Here is an 18,583-nt window from a genome sequence, read left to right as displayed (position 1 = left end):
GGAGACGCAGGATGGCGGCAAAACCCTATCCGCGCCCCGCGATGTACCCAAGCGTGACAGCTGCGAGCAAGCCGTTGCCCGACAGATAGCCGCTGTCGCCCTTGCCCGATACGCCGCAAGCGGCGCCGCCAGCGGCATATAGATTGTCGAATGTGCCACCCTCTGCCCTGCGCACCTTGGCCGTCGTCGGGTCAACCTCAAGCCCGCCTTGCGTATGAAACAGCGCGCCGGTCACCTTCACCGCGCAGAACGGGGGAGAAAGGGACGCCGCACCCCATGTGCGGCCAAAGGCATCCCGCCCGCCCGCCGGAATATCAGTAATCGTTTTCGCCAAAACATCTGCGGGCAATCCGGCCTTTTCAGCCAGTGTTTCGACTGTGCTCGCTGAGGTCACCGCCCCTTGGGCCTCGGCGTTCTTGAAATCCTCGAACTGGCGGGCAATCTCGGTGATGCGGGCGTCGAATATGGTCCATGCCACGCCGTCAGGCTGCGCCAGCACTGCCCGCGCCGCTTCGGAGTAGCCTTGCGCCTCGTTCCAGAACCGCGTGCCGCTGGTATTTACCTGAACGCCGCCTTCGGTGATTGTGGCCCATGTGATCAGGATGCCATGAGGGTGGGCGACATTGCCGTGCCCCTGATAGGCACCCAGATGACGGCGGCGGGCGCCAAGCGCCTCGCCCCAGCTGATCGCCTCTCCTCGGTTGCCGTCATGGCCGAACCAGATCGCGTCCGCGATATCCGGCATGTGGTGGGCGACCATGGCGCGGTTGCCGCCGAACCCGTTGCACGCAAGGATCAGCCGGTCGCAGCCGATATCCTCGCCGCTTTGGTCAGGCAGCGACACCCGCGCCCCTGCGATCGTTGCGCCTGCCGCATAAAGCCGGGTGGCGCGGCGGTTGCAGATCAGCGGGATATCAAGCGCCTCGATCCGCGCGCGCAGGGCGTCGATCAGCTCGCGCCCCGACCGTGAGGGCAGCCCGTGCATCCGCCGCTGGCTGTGACCGGGGTAATCAAAGTCACGCACGAGGGAAAACGGCAGCCCGTGGGTTTCGACAAGCCAGTCGATGACCTGAGGGGCGGTGCGGGCCATCGCGGTGACCAGCGCATCGTCGTTTTCGTGGTGCGCCTTGGCCTGAATGTCGGTGGCAAAAACGTCGGGGCTGTCGCAGATCCCCGCGTCCTTTTGCAGGCGCGTCCCTGCCGCGGGGATCAACCCGGCGCTCAGCGCGGTAGAGCCTGTGGGCATCGGGTCGGCCTCTAGCAGCAGCACATCCTGACCCGCCTCATGCGCCGCCAGCGCCGCGACCATGCCGCAGGCCCCCGCGCCGATGATCAGGGTTTCGACCTCTAGATCGAAAGCCGACGGCGGGGCGGCGACATCAGGATTTGCCATCGAACCGCTTTCCAAGGGCCAGCATCTCGGGGGTGCCAATCGCTGCATTCAACCCGTCGAAATCATGCATTCGGTCGGAAAACGCTTTGTTAGAGCCGGTTGCTTTCAGGCTCGCGTAATAGTCCTGCGCCGATTTCGCCAAAGCGCGCACGATGCCGCCGGGGAAAATCACGATATCGAAGCCCATATCCTCTAGCGTGGTCGCCGATGAGATCGGGGTCGCGCCGCCTTCCACCATATTGGCCAGCAGCGGGACACGCCCCTTGAAGGTATCGGCGATGCGCGAAAGCTCTCCGCTGTCGCGAGGGGCCTCGATGAACAATACATCGGCACCGGCGTCGATATAGCTGCCCGCGCGATCAATCGCCGCGTCAAAGCCTTCTACCGCGATGGCGTCGGTGCGGGCGATGATCAGCGTATCGTGGCGGCGCGCATCGGCCATGGCGGCGATCTTGCCGGCCATTTCCTCTTTCGGAATCAGCGACTTATCAGACAGATGACCACATTTTTTGGGGTAGGTCTGGTCCTCCACCTGCAAAGCAGAGGCCCCCGCGCGTTCATAGCTTTGCATCGTACGTCGCGCGTTCAGCGCATTGCCGAAACCGGTGTCGGCATCCATGATCACCGGCAGGTCGGTGCGATCGGCAATCAACGCCATCGTATCGGTCATCTCGGACGCGGTGCTGAGCCCGATGTCGGGGCGGCCCAAACGGGTATAGGCAACCGCTGCACCGGAAAGATACAGCGCCTCGAACCCCGCGTCGGTGGCAAGGGCGGCGGTCAGCCCGTCATAGACACCGGGGGCGATCAGAATATCGGGGGCGGTCAGGCGTTGGCGCAGGGTCATTGGGCACCTCCGACAGCGGCGGTGGCTTCGGCGCAGGTCATCACCTGCGTCACCGACCCCAGCGAGGTCAGCGTCGCCTCGTGCACGTCCTGTTTGAACGCGGCGCAACCGTCCGACAGCAGCACCGTATGGATGTCGCGCAGATGGGCATCCCGCACGGTACTGGCGACACCGCCGTTGGTGACGATGCCGCCGATGATCAGCGTGTCGATCTTCATCGCGCGCAGCACATATTCAAGCCGTGTCTGGTAAAAGGCGGAGTAGGCGACTTTCTCGATCGTGAAATCCGCCGGGGCGAGCGTATCTACCAGCGCGTGGCCGAAGCCGCCCGGGGTAAAGTCGCCCTTGGTCAGGAAGGGGCGCAGTTTCTTGAGATGCGCGGCGATCAGCGGTTCGTCATCGCGTCCCGGTACCAGCGTGAACTGCGCCGAGATATAGGTGCCGCCCGCCTTGGTCAGCGCGGACTTGAGCGGCGCGATCCGGTCGGGCAGGGCGAGGATGCTCTCGGCCGCCTGACCCGCACGGCCATAGGCGCCTTCCGGATGCAGGAAATCATTTTGCAGGTCGATGGTCAGCAAAGCGGTCGTGGCAGGGGTCATGCGGTGGCCCTTTCGATCAGAGTGTTGCCGTAGGCGTCGACTTTGCCGACCAGTCCGGGTTCGATCAACACGGTTGTGTCAGGTTGTTCAAGGATTGCGGGGCCGGGGACTTCGGCACCGACCGGCAAGGAAAGACGGTGATAGAGCTTCGTCTCGTGCCATTGACCGTCAAAGTGGACCTGCCGCGTGCCTTTCAGCGCGTCTTCAACGCTGCCACCGACGGGGGCGAGCGTGGACAGATCAAAGCGCGGGCGCCGTCCGGTGATGGCAGAGCGCAGGTTGATCACCCGTCGCGTGCCATTCTCAAGCAGCCGCCCATAGGTGGCGCGGTAGGCGCTGTCGAATGCCGCCGAGATATCGTCCTCTGTCGGGGGTGTCACTGTGCCATCGGTCACGGTCACCGGCAGCGTCACCGATACCGTATGCGTCTGGCCGAGATAGGCCATATCAAGCGTGAACTCCGTATCGCGCCGTTCAAAATGGGTGCGCGCGGCTTCAAGCGTGGCAAGCCCGTCATCAACGTGGGTTTGCATGAAACCGGTCAGCGCCCCAAGGTCGATGCCCGACAGGGTGGCGTTGATGGTTTGCACGAAATCCTGCCGCATATCCGCGATGACGCAGCCCATGGCAGATGTTACCCCCGGGTAACGCGGCACGATGGACCGCGCTAGCCCGACCTCTGCCATCATGGCACCGGAATGCAAGGCACCACCTCCACCAAAGGGCATGAACGCAAAGCGTTTTGGATCAAACCCGCGCTCGATAGAGACAAGACGCAGCGCGCCGGCCATGCGGCTGTTGGCCACGCGCAAGATCGCCTCGGCGGCTTGCAGGGCGTCCAGCCCAAGGGGCGTGCCCACATGTTCAAGGATCGCGGCTTTTGCCGCCTCCACATCCAGTCTCTCCAGCTTGCCGCCGATGGGGTTGTCTGGATCAATACGGCCCAGAACGACATTTGCGTCGGTCACGGTGGGGCGCGTGTTTCCCTGACCATAGGCGACAGGGCCGGGCGTGGATCCGGCGCTTTCCGGCCCGATGTTCAGCAAGCCGCCCTTATCGACCCAAGCGATAGAGCCACCGCCCGCGCCGATTGTCGTAATCTCGATCATGGGGGACCGGACCACCATCCCGAAGTCGATCGACGTCTGTTGCGACAGCATCGACTGGCCCTTGGCGATCAGGCTCACATCGAAAGAGGTGCCGCCCATGTCGCCGGTGATGATATCGGGAAAACCGGCGGCTTCGGCGATGTACCCCGCGGCGATGACCCCCGCTGCCGGACCCGACAGCGCCGTGCGCACGGGGAGACGCGCCGCGGTCGCCGCGTCCATCACCCCGCCATTGGACTGCACGATCATGAACTCGCCCGCAAACCCGTCCTGTTTCAGCGCGGTTTCAAGCCGCGCGAGGTAGCCAGAGACTTCGGGTTGCAGATAGGCGTTCAACGCGGTGGTAGAGAACCGTTCGAACTCGCGGATCTCGGGCAGGATTTCGCTTGAGGCCGAGACATGGGCATTCGGCCACATGGCGCGCACGGCTTCGACCGCCAGTCTTTCGTTTTCGGCATTGGCATAGCTGTTGGCAAAGAGGATCGCACAGGCAAGACAGCCCTGATCCAGCAGCTCTTGCGCGGCGGCTTGCACCGCCTCGAGGTCCACCGCCTGACGGATCGTGCCATCGGCAAGCGTGCGTTCCGGTACTTCAAGGCGCAAGGCGCGATCGACAACGGGCGTGAAATCCCCTCGCAGGCCCCAAGTGCGCGGCCGGTCACGGCGGCGCATTTCCAGCACGTCGCGCAGGCCCATCGTGGTGATCACGCCGATCTTGGCACCTTTGCGTTCCAGCAGCGCATTGGTGCCGGCAGTGGTGCCATGCACGACGACAGAGACAGTCGACAGATCATCGACCCGCGATCCGATGCCCGACAAAAAGCCCGCCGATTGGTCGGGGCGCGAGGTGGGAACCTTGGCAACCTGCGCGCTGCCTGTTGCCTCGTCCAGAACGAAAATATCGGTGAAGGTGCCGCCGACATCGACGCCGATCATGCGGTTTGCGCTGGTCATTGGGTCACCTCTTTCCAGTCTGGGCCATAGGTCTGTGTCGCGTAGTCGGGTGTCAGCAGGCCACCCGCCACGTCGCGGGCCACATCGGCCGCAGCACGGTTTGCGGGCGCGCCATAGCCGCCACCGCCGGGGGTATCGAGCCGTACGGACTGGCCGCGTTGCAGCTTGATGCCCACCATTTTCGAGGCCATCGGCGGGGCGTGCCAGCCGTCGTCTTGTTCGTACTCAAACCGGTTCAGCGCCGCGTCGCCCCCGCCTGCGACCCCTTTCGGCGCAAAGCGCCCGCGTTCGCCGAACAGAAAGGCGGTGGCGGATTCCTCAAGCACTTCGATCTCGTAGGTGGCCCCCATGCCGCCGCGATGCTGACCCGCACCGGCACTGTCGGGGCGCAGCGCCCATTGTTTGAACATCACCGGATAGGCGGATTCGAGGATCTCCATCGGGGGGATGGTCGCGGTGGAGATCGGCGCATTGCCGTGGTTCAGCCCGTCCCCTTCGGGAGAGCCCCCATGCCCGCCGCCGTAAAAGCTGAACATCACCCAAGGTTGACCATTCGCGCGTTTGCCCGAAATCGACAGCGCGTTGATCGTGCCATACGCGTTGGCAACCACGCGGTCCGGTGCCGCCTGCGACGCGGCGGAAAAGATCACATCGACCATCCGCAGGATCGTTTCGGTATAGCCGCCGACCGGTGCCGGGAAGGGGGCGGACAGCAGCGACCCTTCGGGGATCTTCACCTCGATCGGGCGCATCACACCGGCGTTGGCGGGCAGGCTGGGAAAGATATGTTTGATCGCGACATAGGCCGTGGCCACCGCCGTGGGGAGCGCGATATTGACCGGCCCTGCACAGCGGTCTGCCGTGCCGGTGAAATCCAGCAGCATCTGATCGCCCTTGATCTCGAGCGCGACCTTGATCGGCAGCGGCGTATCGGTGATGCCGTCGTTATCCAGAAAATCCTCTGCCTCCCAGCGTCCATCTGGCAGGTCTGTCAGTTCTGTCCGCATCAGGGTTTCGGCGCGGTCCTGCAGCGCATCCAATGCCGCGCGCACAGTGTCGGCACCGTATTCCGCCAGCAGTTCGTCCAGACGTTTCTTGCCCAGATCAAGCGCGCCGAGCTGGCCGTTCAGATCGCCTTGGGCCGATTGCGGCAGGCGGGTGTTGCGCATCAGGATGTCGATAATGTCGGTCTGGACCTGGCCCGCTTTGGCAAGACGCACAGGGGGCAGGACGAAGGCTTCCTGGAAGGCGTCGGTGGCGGCGGGGTTGTAGTTGCCCGGCACCGCGCCGCCCACATCATGCCAATGCCCGACCGAGGCGAGATAGCAAAACAGTTTGCCGTCGTGAAAATAGGGGCGCACCAACCGCATGTCGGACAGGTGCGTGCCGCCCAGATGGGCATCGTTGAAGATATAGATGTCGCCGTCTTCCAGATCCCCATTCTCGGCCGCTTTGTCGATCACCGCCTTCACGGCAAATGACATCACCCCGACAAAGATCGGCAGCCCGGACTTGCCTTGCACCAGCGTGTCGCCCGACACCGCATGATACAGCCCGTGCGAGGCATCATGTGCTTCGGCGATGATCGGGTTAAAGGCGGCGCGGAACAGGGTTGCGTCCATTTCGTCGGCAATCTGTTCCATCCGTCCGGCCAGAACGGCCAATGTAATCGGGTCGATGTCTTGGGTCATGGTTGGGCCTTTGTTTCTGCGATGTCATTCCAGACGTCTTGGCGGGTGATGAAGCCGTCGGTGACTTCGAAGCGGTCGATAAAGCGAATATCGGAAAAGGCGGTCCCGTCGGGCCATTCGCCTGACAGCGTGCCGTGGCAATAGACGACCGTGGCCGGCCCGTCGCCGGGCGCAAGGTCGATCGAGCGAATGGTTTTCTTGACGAAGCGATAGCGCGGCGCGGCCCACTCCAGCAGATCATCAAGCTCTGTCATAGGCGCGGCACCGGGGAAGTGCATGGTGAACCCGTCGCCTAAAAGTGTGCGGGCGGTAACGATGTCGCGCTGCTCCATCGCGCGCAGGTACCGCGCCACCATCGACGGGGCATCCGGCAGGGCGGGGGCGGGCGACCGGTGCTGGCCGCCGCGCATATAATCGGTGGCGGGCATTTCCTTGATCATCACTGTCACCGCATCCGGTGTCGCGGGAATCACCGTGCGGGCGGCATTGGTCAGCGCCTTGCACAGCCTTGTTTTCTGGGCTGCGTCATACCCTTGCAGCACATGAATCTCGATGATCGGCATAAAGCCTCCTGCGTCAGATCTGTATTTTTTGTAATACAGATAATTAAATGTGCATAGATCAAATAATTTGATTTTTGTCAGATAGATTTCTTGCTTTTGAAAAAACTCTTTGTAGGGTTGGAAGGGATTGGAAGGATTCAAATGACACTTCAAAGCACATCTTCGAAGGGCAGGGGGCTTCCCGAAGGGGGGAAGGCGCGGCGCGTTTACCTGCATCTGCACGAAGAGATCATGCGCGGCGTCTACGCTGCCGGTGCGGTTTTGCCGGGTGAGCAAAAGCTGGCGGTGACGCTTGATGTATCGCGGGTGACCGTGCGCCGTGCGCTGGACGCGCTCGAAGGGGACGGGCTGATCTCGCGCCGTGCCGGATCGGGGACGACTGTTTGCGCGCCCAAGGTGCAGCCGGCACTTGCCGCGGATTTCAATACGTTGATGCCGCAGTTGGTCGAGATGGGGCAGAACACCACCGCGCGGCTTTTATCCTTTAGCTATGGTGCCGCGCCGGGCAGTGTGGCCACCGCGATGGGGCTGGATGCGCAAGCGCGTGTACAGGTTGCGGTGCGTCTGAGGTTGGTGGAAGGGGAGCCGTTTTCCCACCTGACCACTTGGGTGCCCGAAGATATCGCACATAACTATACAGAGGCAGAGCTGGCGACGACGCCGCTTTTCCGCTTGCTGGAGCGGTCTGGCGTCAAGGTTGCTTCAGCCCATCAAACGGTAAGCGCGACCCTCGCATCGCCCGATGTGGCGGATGCTTTGGGGGTCAGTGTCGGCGCGCCGCTGCTGTCGTTGGACCGTGTGGTGAAGGATGAGGATGGACGCGGGGTTGAATACCTGTCTGCGCTCTACCGCCCCGATATGTTCCGCCTTGAAATGGCGCTGAGCCGTGTCGGCGCAGGCGAGGCGCGCCATTGGGAACCGGTGGTGAAACCGGGCCGGAAGGGGGCTGCAGAATGACCGCGCCGCAGACCCTCTTTGGCAAGCTTTGGGCCGCACATGAGGTGATGCGACGCGATGATGGCACGTCACTGCTATGGGTCGATCGACATCTGGTGCACGAAGGATCGCACCACGCATTTGTGAAACTGGAGAGCCGCGGCATGAAGGTCGCCGCCCCTGATCTGACCTTCGGAGTCGTCGATCACTATGCCCCCACCCGCGCCGGCGAGATGGCGGCGGATATCCGGCGGATGATCGACACATTGGGGCGCAACGCCAAGGCGCAGGGCATCCGGCTCTTCGATCTGCGCGATCCGGGGCAGGGCATTGTGCATGTGATCGGTCCCGAACAGGGGCTGACCTTGCCGGGGCTGCTGATCAATTGCGGCGATAGCCATACCTCTACTCATGGGGCCTTTGGTGCGCTGGCCTTTGGCGTCGGTGCGACAGAGGTGGCGCATATTCTGGCGACGCAGACAATCTGGCAACAACGCCCCAAAACGATGCGGATCACCGTGGACGGCGCGTTGGGCGCCGGTGTCACGGCCAAAGATCTGGCGCTGCACTGGATCGCAGAGCTGGGGGCCGATGGGGCACGCGGCCACGCGATTGAATATGCCGGCCCCGCTGTCCGCGCGTTAAGCATGGAGGGGCGCCTGACGCTGTGCAATCTTAGCATCGAAGGGGGTGCGCGGTTGGGGCTGGTGGCGCCGGATCAGGTGACATTCGATTACATCAAAGGGCGCAACTTTGCCCCGAAAGGCGCGGATTGGGACACGGCCCTGCGGGACTGGTCTCAGCTTGCGACTGACAAAGATGCCCGTTTCGACCGAGAGGTTGAAATCAACGCCAGCGATATCGCGCCAACCGTGACCTGGGGCACCTCCCCCGAAGAGGCGCTGCCCATCACCGGACATGTACCTGATCCGGCACGGCTGTCGGGCAGCAAACAGGCGCAGGCGCGCGCGGCGCTGGAGTATATGGCGCTGGAACCGGGAATGGCGCTGGACCAGATTACAGTGGATCAGGTGTTTATCGGATCGTGCACCAATGGCCGGATCGAAGACCTTCGTCTTGCCGCCAAAGTATTGGCAGGGCGCAAGGCCGTCGTGCCGGGGTTGGTGTCGCCCGGATCGGCGCAGGTCAAGAAGCAGGCCGAAGCCGAAGGGCTGGCCGACGTGTTTGCCCAAGCGGGGCTTGAATGGGCCGCATCGGGCTGCTCGATGTGTGTCGGCATGAATGGCGATCGGGTCGAGGCGGGGAAACGCTGCGCGTCCTCGACCAATCGTAACTTCAAGGGCCGTCAGGGACGCGGGGCGCGGACCCATCTGATGAGCCCCGCCATGGTCGCCGCCGCCGCAGTGACCGGGCACCTCGCCGATGTGCGCCCGCTGCTGGAGGGACGCGCATGACCGGCTGGACACAGATCAATGGCACCGCCGTCGCGCTGCCGCAGGAAAACGTCGATACCGATCAGCTTATACCGGCGCGCTTTATGTCGGCACCGCGGGCTGACGGCTATGGCAAGTTCCTGTTGCATGACTTGCGTCAGGATGCGGCGGATCATGTGCTTGATCGCCATGCGGGGGCAGATGTGTTGATCACGCGGCGCAACTTCGGCAGCGGCTCAAGCCGCGAGGCGGCGGTCTATGCGCTGGTTGATTTCGGGATCAGGGCCGTCTTTGCCCCGAGCTTTGGCGACATCTTTCAAAGCAATGCCGTCAACAATGGACTGCTGCCCGCCCGTGTGAGCGATGCAGAGATTGACGCCCTGCTGGACGCGATCGGCACCGATGCTGTCAGCGCGACAGTGGATTTGGAAAAATGTGCAGCGGTGATCGCGGGGCATACCCTGACCTTCGAACTGGATCCCGTCTGGCAAGAGAAACTGGTGAACGGTTGGGATGATATCGACCTGACCGCCCAGCATAACGACCGCATCAAAGATTTTCGCACGGCACGGTTTGCCGCGCATCCGTGGGCAGTGCCCGCATCCTAAGACGTGCTGATCCCCGCAAGAGGGACAGGACGGCAACATAACGGGGTCCAACAGCCCCACCAACCGGGAGTATATACGATGAAACAGACAATCCTTGGCGGTATCCTCGCCTCGACGGCGCTGACCACGGCGGCTTTTGCGCAAGAGACGCTGACCGCAGTGCACGCCTTTCCTGAATCCCTGATCTATACCAAGTCGTTCCTTGAATTCGTCGACAAGGTGAACACCGCCGGTGAAGGCGTTGTGCAAATCGAAGTGCGCGGTGGCCCCGAAGCCATCGGCATGTTCCAGCAGCCCGACGCCGTCCGGTCGGGTGTGGTCGATATGGTCTATACGCCGGGCAGCTTTTACGCAGGGGCTTTGCCAGAAAAAGACGCGCTGGTCACATCCAACCTGACCGCGGTCGAAACCCGCGCCAATGGCGGGTTGGACCTGATCGACCAGATCCACCAAGAGAAGATGGGCGTCAAATACCTTGGCTGGTTCGATTCCGGTGTATGCTACAACCTGTGGACCCGTAATGAGCCCAGCCTTGACGCAGAGGGGAACCTGGATGTGTCGGGCCTCAAGCTGCGCGGCAACGCGGTTTATAACGCCTTCTTCACCGACTATCTGGGCGCGCAGGTGATCGATCTGCCCACAACCGAGGTTTATTCTGCGCTGGAACGTGGCGTGGTCGATGCAACAGGCTGGACACAGATCGGCCTGATTGACCTGAAGTGGAACGAGTTCCTGAACTACCGGATCGAACCGTGCTTCTTCTCGACCGATCTTGGCACGATTGTGAACCTCGACAAGTGGAACTCCCTCTCGGACGAGGCACGCAAAATCCTGCAAGACGTGGCGATCGAGCACGAGAAAGCCTCGGCCGAGAAGCTGGGCGCGGTGCGTGATGAAGACTTCGCCAAGCTCGAAGAGGCAGGCATGACCGTTGTGACGCTGGAAGGCGAAGCGGCGCAAAAATATCTGGGAGCGGCGACAGAGAATACGTGGAACCGGATGAAGGGCCTGATGGCCGAAAGCCCCCAAGGCGACGGGAACTACGACAAACTGATCGAGCTGTTCTACGACGCGCAGAAAAATCAGTAAGCCAAATCTGGCGCGCTCTGATGGGGCGCGCCTGCTTTCGTTCAAAAGGGGCAGCCATGGCGCGTGTCGGACAAATTTACAGAGGTTTCCTTTACGCGATGGCGGGGATTGCCGGGGCCATGCTGGTGTGGCTGATGATTTCGGTCATTCTGTCAGTGGTGATGCGCAACAGCGGGATGCAGCCCTTTGCGTGGCTTTTTACCTCGTCTGAATATGCGATCCTGTATATGACCATGCTCGGCGCACCTTGGCTGGTACGCGAGAAAGGGCATGTGCATATCGAACTGGTGACCGCGGCGCTGCCCGAAGCGGCACGGCGCTTTGTCAGCCGGCTGGTCGCGGTGCTTTGTGTTGTCGTGTCCTTGATACTGGCGTGGAAAGGGGCAGAGCTGTGCCTGAACAACATCGCGCGCAATGATCTGGATGTGCGGGCGTATTACTTTCCGAAATGGATACTGACGCTGGCCTTTCCGGTCAGCTTTGGCCTGATGGCGATTGAATTTTCCCGATTTGTTTTTGGCGATGACCTGATGCACTCCGGCGAAGCAGGGGTACATGAATAATGGAATGGTTTGAATCGCTGGCCCTTTTGCTGGGCTCTATTCTGGTGCTGATGGCCATCGGGATGCCGGTTGCCTTGGCTTTTCTCGCAGCCAATATCGTTGGGGCGTGGTTCTTTATGGGCGGAGCCAAAGGGGTCACGCTGCTGTTGAACAATGGTTTCGGCGGGCTGACCAACTATGCGCTGGTGCCGATCCCGTTGTTCTTGCTGATGGGCGAAATCTTTTTCTACACCGGTTTGGGCAAGCGCATGTTCAATGCCATTGACCGTTTGCTGGGCAAGCTGCCGGGGCGGCTGTCCTATGTCACGGTTCTGGGCGGCACGGCATTTTCAACGCTGTCTGGGTCGTCCATGGGCTCCACCGCGTTGCTGGGCAGCCTGATGGTGCCCGAGATGACGGAACGCGGGTATAAAAAGCATATGTCCATCGGTCCGATCCTTGGCACGGGTGGTCTGGCGATTATCATCCCGCCCTCAGCGCTGGCCGTGTTGTTGGCAACCTTAGCGCGGATCGATGTGGGCGCATTGTTGATCGCGGGGATCATTCCGGGGCTCATCCTTGCCAGCCTCTATATCGCGACAATCTATATTCAGACCCGTATCGATCCCGACGCCGCCCCCGCTTACGAGGTTGAAGACCTGCGCTTTGGCCAAAAGATGCGCCTGTTTTTCGGCGATGTGGTGCCCATGTTGTCAGTCATGGTCGTGATCGTGATTGGCATGGTGGGCGGGCTGATCACCCCGTCCGAGGCCGCGGCATTCGGGGCGCTTGGCGTGTTGATCTTGGCTGTGGCCTTCCGTTGTCTCACATGGGAAGCGATGAAGAAATCGGTGATCGGCGCGATGCGGGTGACCCTGATGGCCTATCTCATCGTCTTCGGGTCGGCCACCTTCAGCCAGTTGCTGGCGTTTTCCGGTGCTTCCAGCGGGTTGATCCGGTGGGCGACGTCGTTTGATCTGGCCCCTGTGGCGATGCTGCTGGTGATGTTCGGGGTACTGCTGCTGCTGGGTATGTTCATGGAGCAGATATCAATGATGTTGCTGACCGTACCGATCTTTTTCCCGCTCGCCACAACGCTGGGATTTGATCCGGTGTGGTTCGGTCTGGTAATCCTGCTGGCGCTCGAGATCAGCTTTACCACACCGCCCTTCGGGCTGCTGCTTTTCGTGATGAAGGGCGTCGCCCCCAAGGGCACAACCATGCGCGAGATCTACGGATCTGCCTTCCCCTACATGGGATGCTCGGTGCTGCTGGTGTTCTTGTTGATCCTGTTCCCGCAACTGGCGCTGTGGCTGCCTGGGATGTAGTCGGAGCGTCGCGTTGCAAACTCGCGCATATCATCCGCCGCTACTGGACCAAGCCGGCCAGCATTCGGCGGTATTCGGTGCGGTTTGACAGGGCGACGCTACCTACGGGTAGTCCGAGCAATCGGTCGCAGATTTCACCTTCAGATCGAAGACGCCTGTCAAGTGCGTCAACTGCCGCGTCCAGATCGTTCGCGCTCGCCAGGTCAAACACCTCGATGAGAACCTCCCGACGGCCCTGCGAAAGGCTTAGCATCAGCTCGGCGGTCAGCCCTGCGTCAACGGGGTTGAATGTTCCCTCAGCAATACCGGATTCAATGATGGCTTTAAGGACCGGCATCACGACCGCCGCCTCGGCGTCACAGATCCGGCGGTAGGGGATCTCGTTGCCGGGCCGTGAGAAGATTTGCACCAAACCGCGCAGTTCGTTGACGTTGTCGGCCGTCCATTGCGCCGCGCCATCCAGCAAACCGTTCAACTGGACCAATGCATCGCCGTTGTTCTGGCTCATCGCGGCTTCAGTGGTCTGCATCGCTTGTTCAGTCATGCGCGCGATAAGCCCGCTCAACAGGTCTTCTTTTGCAGCAAAGTGGTGGTAGAAACCGCCGCGTGAAATGCCTGCCGCTTCCTGAACATCCGCGATTGTCACGGCATCCCAGCCCCGCACCATAAACAGCGCTTGGGCCGCATCAAGGATAAGGTCTCGCCTTACCGCTGGCGCCATACGCACACGGCTGTCTCTTTTTGTACCGGTCTCTGACAATGCGACGTCTCCATAGCCATACAGATCGTTGGTCGGTAAACACCTAGGCCCGTGTCATTCACTGTTCAAGACCCATGAGCAGCTAAATGCCGAATGAGGTCGTACGTGGTCAGCAAAGCGCGTTTGATCCATCGCGATTGCGCTTCGTTTCAGCGGTAGGATCGCTGGATGCCTCGACGTCACATTGACGTTTCATGCGCACCGTCTATTTCCCGCTTACAGACTGCTGGTCTGTTTCTAAAAAGCGTCATATGATGCGACCTCTTTGAACGGCGGCCTACATGGTATGCATGTCTGAAAAGGAACCCTGTGTGTGAGAGTGAAGGCCAACTGGAAATGAGCGACAGCGAAAACAAAGAGCAATTGTCTTTCGAGGACGATAAAGGCGCGTCGCGGTCGGCGTGGATTGCTGCAGCTTTGGTTGTCGCCATCGTCGGCTGGATGGGCAGCGGGTATATCCTGCCCTCGGGTGACGAAGACGCAGGGCAAGCTGAAACTGCCCCCGCCAAGCCGGTTGCCGTGGCGGTTGAAAAGTCGACGCCTCAACAGGTCACGATATCCTTTCAGGCGGAAGGACAGGCTCAACCTGACCGCGATACGTCGATCCGCGCCGAGGCGTCAGGCGACGTCGTGGATGTCTTGGTGATGGAGGGGGAAGAGGTCGAGGGCGGCGCGGTGATTGCTCGGCTCTCTGCGACGGGAGCTCAGGCAGATCTTGCGCGGGCCCGCGAAGAATTCGCCCGTGCGGACCGAGAGTTCAACAACGCGACTGAGCTATTGAACAGAGGGGTGGCGACTGCCGATCGGGTCAGCCAAGCACGCGCCACGCTTGCCGCCGCCGAAGCATCCGTGACCGCAGCGCAAGAGGCGATAGAGGCACTTGTTATCACGGCCCCGTTTACCGGACGTGTCGAAGAGCTGTCACTTGATGCGGGTGAGTTTATTCAGGCGGGTGCCGAAGTCGGGCGCATCGTTGATAATCGGCCGCTGACAGTTGCGTTGCAGGTACCACAACAGGCGCTTGGTAAGATCAAAAGCGGCCAGACGGCGACGGTGAATTTCATCACTGGGGAAGAGCGTGAAGGCACGGTGAGCTTTGTCAGCACGGCTGCAAATGCCGAAACCCGCACGTTCCTCACCAAGATCACCGTGCCGAACGAAGACGGTGCCATTCCCGCCGGTATTTCCGCCGAAATTCGGATCCCGACCGGTTCGACAAGCGCGCATTTCGTGCAGCCCTCGACGATATCGCTGAGCCCAGAGGGGCGCTTGGGCGTCAAAACCGTTGATGACAATGATATGGTTGTGTTCACCCCCATTCGCATCGTGCGGGCAGAGATCGATGGCCTGTATGTCAGCGGCCTGTCGGACGCGGTGCGCATCATCACTGTCGGTCAGGGTTTCGTGAACGAGGGCGAAAAGGTGGCACCGTCGTTGCAGACCAACGCGGATGACGGTGAGGAAAACAGCCCCCCTCAAGATGGGCAGCCCGCGCTTCCCATTCCCGATAGTGACGCGGCAAGCGACAAAGGGCAGCGGGAATGAATACGATTATTGACGCCGCATTCTCGCGTAGCCGGGTCGTTCTGATGGTGCTTCTTATGCTCTTGGGCGTAGGCGCGGTCGCCTATGTCGCCATCCCCAAAGAAGCCAACCCCGAGGTACCTTTACCGCTTGTTTACGTCTCCACGGGCCTTGAAGGGATCAGCCCGTCTGATGCCGAACGCCTGCTGATCGAGCCGATGGAATCCGAATTCGCCGCGATTGCCGGGCTTGAGAAGATCCAAAGCAACGCATCCGAAGGCTATGCAAACGTCCAGCTTGAATTCACCCCCGGCGGAGACATCGACGAAGCGCTGCGCAAAGTCCGGGAAGCCGCAGACAGGGTCGAGGGAGATTTGCCCGAAGACGCCTATGACCTCACGGTGACAGAGATCAACACGGCGCTCTTCCCGATTATCACCGCGCTCATTTCGGGGCCGGTGCCAGAGCGAACGCTGAACGCAATTGCCGATGACGCGCAAGAAGCCATCGAAGGGCTCTCCGGCGTTCTGGAGGTCGAGATTGGCGGCGCGCGGGACGAATTCCTTGAGGTACTGATCGACCCGACCGTTTTCCAAACCTACAACCTGAGCTTTGATGAGCTGATCGGCCAGCTTCAGCGGAACAACCGTTTGATTGCGGCGGGGGCCATCGAGACGGGGGGCGGGCGCATCGTGCTCAAGGTGCCGGGCCTGATCGAGGACCTGCAAGACGTCATGGAAATTCCGGTAAAGGTGCGCGGAAATACGGTGGTGACTTTCGAAGACGTCGCAACCGTCCGCCGCACCTTCCAAGATCCGACGGGCTACGCACGCATCGACGGGCAACCGGCGCTTGCGCTTGAGGTGAAAAAGCGGTCCGGAGCGAATATCATCGAAACAGTCGCGGCCACGCGTGCTGCGCTGGAAGAGCTGCGCAAGGATTGGCCCGAAAGCATCGAGGTAACCTACCTGCAAGATCAGTCCGAGCAGGTAGAGACTTTGCTGAGCGACCTGGAGGCAAACGTCATTGCAGCGGTTTTGCTTGTTATGATCGTCATCGTGGCTGCCCTTGGCCTTCGATCGGCTATCCTTGTCGGTCTTGCCATTCCGGGGGCGTTTCTGGTGGGGGTAACGGCGCTTTGGGCGATGGGGTTCACGATGAATATCGTGGTACTCTTTTCGCTGATTTTGGTTGTCGGGATGCTGGTCGATGGGGCCATCGTAACGGTCGAGCTGGCGGACCGTCGTCTGCAAGAGGGGGATGATGCGCAAACAGCCTATGCCTATGCCGCCAAGCGCATGGCTTGGCCGATCATCGCCTCAACCGCCACGACCTTAAGCGTGTTCTTTCCGCTGCTGTTCTGGACCGGCATGGTCGGCGAGTTCATGAAGTTCCTGCCCATTACCGTGATCCTGACCCTTTTCGCGTCCCTTTTCATGGCGCTCATCTTCATCCCGGTACTGGGTGGCCTCATCGGGAAACGCCAGCCGCAAAATGCGGCGGCCAAACGTGCGCTCAGCGAAGCTGAAAAAGGTGACCCACGGCGCATTGGCGGACTGACGGGGGCCTATGTGCGTCTGTTGGAATGGGCAATCCTCAGACCCGGTGCGACGGCGTTGCTGGCGCTTGCCATGCTGCTTGGCAGCTTTGGTCTATACGGGCAGTTCGGCACCGGCCTGTCGTTCTTCCCCTCGGTAGAGCCAGAGTTCATGCAGGTGCAGGTGCTTGCCCGTGACAACTTCTCTATCTACGAGCGTGACGCGTTGGTGCGCAGAGTCGAGCAGCGTTTGATGGGCTATGATGAAGTGGCCACCGTCTATGCCCGATCCACGATGAGCGCAGGGCAGGGCAGCGAAGAAACCATCGGTACGATACAGCTTGAGCTCACCGAATGGGACAGGCGGCGCGCGGCAGAAGCCATCGGCACCGATATCCGGCGGGATGTCGCAGACATTGCGGGCATTGATGTTCAGGTCCAGACCGAAAGCGGCGGACCCACTGCTGGCAAGCCGATCAACCTTCAGATCGCGGCGCGCAATCCGGCCGTGCAGGGTGATGCTGTCGCGCAGGTCTTGTCCATCATGGAGCAGATCGGCGGCTTCACGGATGTGACCGACACGCTGCCGCTGCCGGGGGTAGAGGTGTCCATCCGCGTGAACCGGGCGGAAGCCGCGCGATATGGCGCTGATGTCAGTCTTTTGGGGCAGGCCGTTCAGCTGCTGACCCAAGGGATCGCCGTCGCGGATTACCGGCCCGAGGACGCGGACGGAGAGCTGGATATACGTGTCCGTTTCCCGGCCGAGGAACGGTCATTGTCAGAGCTTGGAAACCTGCGCGTTCCCACCTCTGCCGGATTGGTGCCGATCTCCAACTTTGTCACCTTCGAGCCGGTTGAACGGACGGGCACGATCACACGGGTCGATGAAAAGCGCGTCGTGACGATAGAGGCAAATGTCGCACCCGGTTTGTTGGTCAACGATCAGGTGACGGCTTTGCAACAAGCCCTGGACGCTGCAGATTTGCCCGACGGGGTCAGCTATAGCTTCGCCGGCGAGGCGCAGGACCAGACCGAAGCGATGGTGTTCCTTGTTGGTGCCTTCGTGTCCGCGATTGTTTTGATGCTGGTGATCCTCGTTCTTCAGTTCAACAGCTTCTACCAAGCCTTCGTCGTGATGAGCGCGATCATCTTCTCGGTCGCGGGTGTTCTGCTTGGCTTGATCGTCACGGGGCGCCCCTTTGGCGTTGTGATGGGGGGCATCGGGATTATCGCGTTGGCGGGCATCGTGGTGAACAACAACATTGTTCTGATTGATACCTACAATGATCTACGATCCTCTGGCATGCACCCGCGCGAGGCCGCCTTGCGCACAGGCGCTCAACGCTTGCGGCCTGTTCTTCTGACATCGATTACCACGGCGCTTGGCCTGATGCCGATGGTGCTGGGGGCCAACCTGAATTTTTTCACGCGCGAAATCGTCTTTGGCGCGCCATCGACCCAATATTGGACCGAACTGTCGAGCGCGATTGTAGGGGGGCTGGTTGTCGCGACCCTTCTGACCCTCATCCTGACACCTGCCATGCTGATGTTTGGACAAAAGCGAAGCCTGCAAGGGGACGAGGCGACGCCAGCGGAACGACCGAGGAGAGCATGGTTGTCGAGCTTATTCAGACGTAAACGTGCAGACCCTCAACGCTGACCGGACATATGGTTGACGTCCTTCGATTATAAACTCCGCGAGATGGCGG

General features: G+C 61.1%; 15 protein-coding genes. 8 read left to right on the top strand and 7 right to left on the bottom strand.

The genetic code is table 11. From position 1 onward, the window contains the following. Positions 1 to 25: 25 nt before the first annotated feature. Genes ACTRWK_RS16195 through ACTRWK_RS16170 form a run of 6 tightly spaced genes read right to left on the bottom strand, consistent with a single transcriptional unit; the run spans position 26 to position 7,156 of the window. The gene (locus tag ACTRWK_RS16195; RefSeq protein WP_289081684.1) at positions 26 to 1,393 is read right to left on the bottom strand and encodes an FAD-dependent oxidoreductase; all 1,368 of its coding nucleotides are present in this window, start codon (positions 1,391 to 1,393) and stop codon (positions 26 to 28) included. Next, positions 1,380 to 2,240, bottom strand: coding sequence for an isocitrate lyase/PEP mutase family protein (locus tag ACTRWK_RS16190; protein ID WP_009824166.1), 861 nt, complete (start codon positions 2,238 to 2,240; stop codon positions 1,380 to 1,382). The genes ACTRWK_RS16195 and ACTRWK_RS16190 overlap by 14 nt, the downstream gene beginning before the upstream one ends. Further along, the gene (locus ACTRWK_RS16185; protein WP_037941481.1) at positions 2,237 to 2,839 is read right to left on the bottom strand and encodes a cysteine hydrolase family protein; all 603 of its coding nucleotides are present in this window, start codon (positions 2,837 to 2,839) and stop codon (positions 2,237 to 2,239) included. Before ACTRWK_RS16185 ends, ACTRWK_RS16190 begins: the two co-directional genes overlap by 4 nt. Beyond that, positions 2,836 to 4,902 carry a hydantoinase/oxoprolinase family protein gene (locus tag ACTRWK_RS16180; protein ID WP_184583979.1) on the bottom strand — a complete coding sequence of 689 codons (2,067 nt, stop codon included), beginning with the start codon at positions 4,900 to 4,902 and terminating at the stop codon, positions 2,836 to 2,838. The genes ACTRWK_RS16185 and ACTRWK_RS16180 overlap by 4 nt, the downstream gene beginning before the upstream one ends. Further along, a complete protein-coding gene (locus ACTRWK_RS16175; protein WP_289081685.1) occupies positions 4,899 to 6,593 on the bottom strand; it encodes a hydantoinase B/oxoprolinase family protein in 1,695 nt (564 codons plus the stop codon). Before ACTRWK_RS16175 ends, ACTRWK_RS16180 begins: the two co-directional genes overlap by 4 nt. Beyond that, positions 6,590 to 7,156 (bottom strand): tautomerase family protein, encoded by a 567-nt coding sequence (locus tag ACTRWK_RS16170; RefSeq protein ID WP_064215980.1) that lies wholly within the window; start codon positions 7,154 to 7,156, stop codon positions 6,590 to 6,592. Before ACTRWK_RS16170 ends, ACTRWK_RS16175 begins: the two co-directional genes overlap by 4 nt. Positions 7,157 to 7,297: 141 nt before the next feature. Between ACTRWK_RS16170 and ACTRWK_RS16165 the strand changes: the two genes are divergently transcribed. From ACTRWK_RS16165 to ACTRWK_RS16140, 6 genes are all read left to right on the top strand, one after another. Beyond that, complete coding sequence (locus ACTRWK_RS16165; protein ID WP_005848595.1) at positions 7,298 to 8,113, top strand: GntR family transcriptional regulator; 816 nt, start codon at positions 7,298 to 7,300, stop codon at positions 8,111 to 8,113. Then, entirely contained in the window at positions 8,110 to 9,507 is a 1,398-nt protein-coding gene (leuC, locus tag ACTRWK_RS16160) for a 3-isopropylmalate dehydratase large subunit (protein ID WP_289081686.1), read from the top strand. Before ACTRWK_RS16165 ends, leuC begins: the two co-directional genes overlap by 4 nt. Then, on the top strand, positions 9,504 to 10,094 hold the full coding sequence (gene leuD / locus ACTRWK_RS16155; RefSeq protein WP_180829687.1) for a 3-isopropylmalate dehydratase small subunit: 591 nt from the start codon (positions 9,504 to 9,506) through the stop codon (positions 10,092 to 10,094). Before leuC ends, leuD begins: the two co-directional genes overlap by 4 nt. Before the next feature lie 78 nt (positions 10,095 to 10,172). Beyond that, entirely contained in the window at positions 10,173 to 11,183 is a 1,011-nt protein-coding gene (gene dctP, locus ACTRWK_RS16150; RefSeq protein WP_037941488.1) for a TRAP transporter substrate-binding protein DctP, read from the top strand. A gap of 56 nt (positions 11,184 to 11,239) precedes the next feature. Beyond that, positions 11,240 to 11,746: a TRAP transporter small permease gene (locus tag ACTRWK_RS16145; RefSeq protein ID WP_005848588.1), complete on the top strand. Its 507-nt coding sequence runs from the start codon at positions 11,240 to 11,242 to the stop codon at positions 11,744 to 11,746. Then, the gene (locus ACTRWK_RS16140; RefSeq protein WP_005848587.1) at positions 11,746 to 13,053 is read left to right on the top strand and encodes a TRAP transporter large permease; all 1,308 of its coding nucleotides are present in this window, start codon (positions 11,746 to 11,748) and stop codon (positions 13,051 to 13,053) included. The genes ACTRWK_RS16145 and ACTRWK_RS16140 overlap by 1 nt, the downstream gene beginning before the upstream one ends. Before the next feature lie 40 nt (positions 13,054 to 13,093). Here ACTRWK_RS16140 and ACTRWK_RS16135 read toward each other — a convergent pair whose 3' ends face one another. Next, positions 13,094 to 13,813, bottom strand: a complete 720-nt coding sequence (locus ACTRWK_RS16135) for a TetR/AcrR family transcriptional regulator (protein ID WP_289081687.1) — start codon at positions 13,811 to 13,813, stop codon at positions 13,094 to 13,096. A 336-nt stretch (positions 13,814 to 14,149) separates the two neighbouring features. Between ACTRWK_RS16135 and ACTRWK_RS16130 the strand changes: the two genes are divergently transcribed. Further along, entirely contained in the window at positions 14,150 to 15,358 is a 1,209-nt protein-coding gene (locus tag ACTRWK_RS16130; protein ID WP_037941491.1) for an efflux RND transporter periplasmic adaptor subunit, read from the top strand. Continuing rightward, entirely contained in the window at positions 15,355 to 18,534 is a 3,180-nt protein-coding gene (locus ACTRWK_RS16125) for an efflux RND transporter permease subunit (protein WP_289081688.1), read from the top strand. The genes ACTRWK_RS16130 and ACTRWK_RS16125 overlap by 4 nt, the downstream gene beginning before the upstream one ends. Positions 18,535 to 18,583: the final 49 nt, after the last annotated feature.

This window comes from Sulfitobacter sp. G5_S2_6_S6 (assembly GCF_054968505.1).
The sequence above is the reverse complement of the archived record's forward strand: the minus strand, read 5'-3'. Positions and strand labels throughout refer to the sequence as shown.

Bases quoted from the DNA above. Each gene is read 5' to 3' on its own strand.
- ACTRWK_RS16195 (WP_289081684.1), bottom strand. From the start codon at position 1,393: ATGGCAAATCCTGATGTCGCCGCCCCGCCGTCGGCTTTCGATCTAGAG.
- ACTRWK_RS16190 (WP_009824166.1), bottom strand. From the start codon at position 2,240: ATGACCCTGCGCCAACGCCTGACCGCCCCCGATATTCTGATCGCCCCC.
- ACTRWK_RS16185 (WP_037941481.1), bottom strand. From the start codon at position 2,839: ATGACCCCTGCCACGACCGCTTTGCTGACCATCGACCTGCAAAATGAT.
- ACTRWK_RS16180 (WP_184583979.1), bottom strand. From the start codon at position 4,902: ATGACCAGCGCAAACCGCATGATCGGCGTCGATGTCGGCGGCACCTTC.
- ACTRWK_RS16175 (WP_289081685.1), bottom strand. From the start codon at position 6,593: ATGACCCAAGACATCGACCCGATTACATTGGCCGTTCTGGCCGGACGG.
- ACTRWK_RS16170 (WP_064215980.1), bottom strand. From the start codon at position 7,156: ATGCCGATCATCGAGATTCATGTGCTGCAAGGGTATGACGCAGCCCAG.
- ACTRWK_RS16165 (WP_005848595.1), top strand. From the start codon at position 7,298: ATGACACTTCAAAGCACATCTTCGAAGGGCAGGGGGCTTCCCGAAGGG.
- leuC (WP_289081686.1), top strand. From the start codon at position 8,110: ATGACCGCGCCGCAGACCCTCTTTGGCAAGCTTTGGGCCGCACATGAG.
- leuD (WP_180829687.1), top strand. From the start codon at position 9,504: ATGACCGGCTGGACACAGATCAATGGCACCGCCGTCGCGCTGCCGCAG.
- dctP (WP_037941488.1), top strand. From the start codon at position 10,173: ATGAAACAGACAATCCTTGGCGGTATCCTCGCCTCGACGGCGCTGACC.
- ACTRWK_RS16145 (WP_005848588.1), top strand. From the start codon at position 11,240: ATGGCGCGTGTCGGACAAATTTACAGAGGTTTCCTTTACGCGATGGCG.
- ACTRWK_RS16140 (WP_005848587.1), top strand. From the start codon at position 11,746: ATGGAATGGTTTGAATCGCTGGCCCTTTTGCTGGGCTCTATTCTGGTG.
- ACTRWK_RS16130 (WP_037941491.1), top strand. From the start codon at position 14,150: ATGAGCGACAGCGAAAACAAAGAGCAATTGTCTTTCGAGGACGATAAA.
- ACTRWK_RS16125 (WP_289081688.1), top strand. From the start codon at position 15,355: ATGAATACGATTATTGACGCCGCATTCTCGCGTAGCCGGGTCGTTCTG.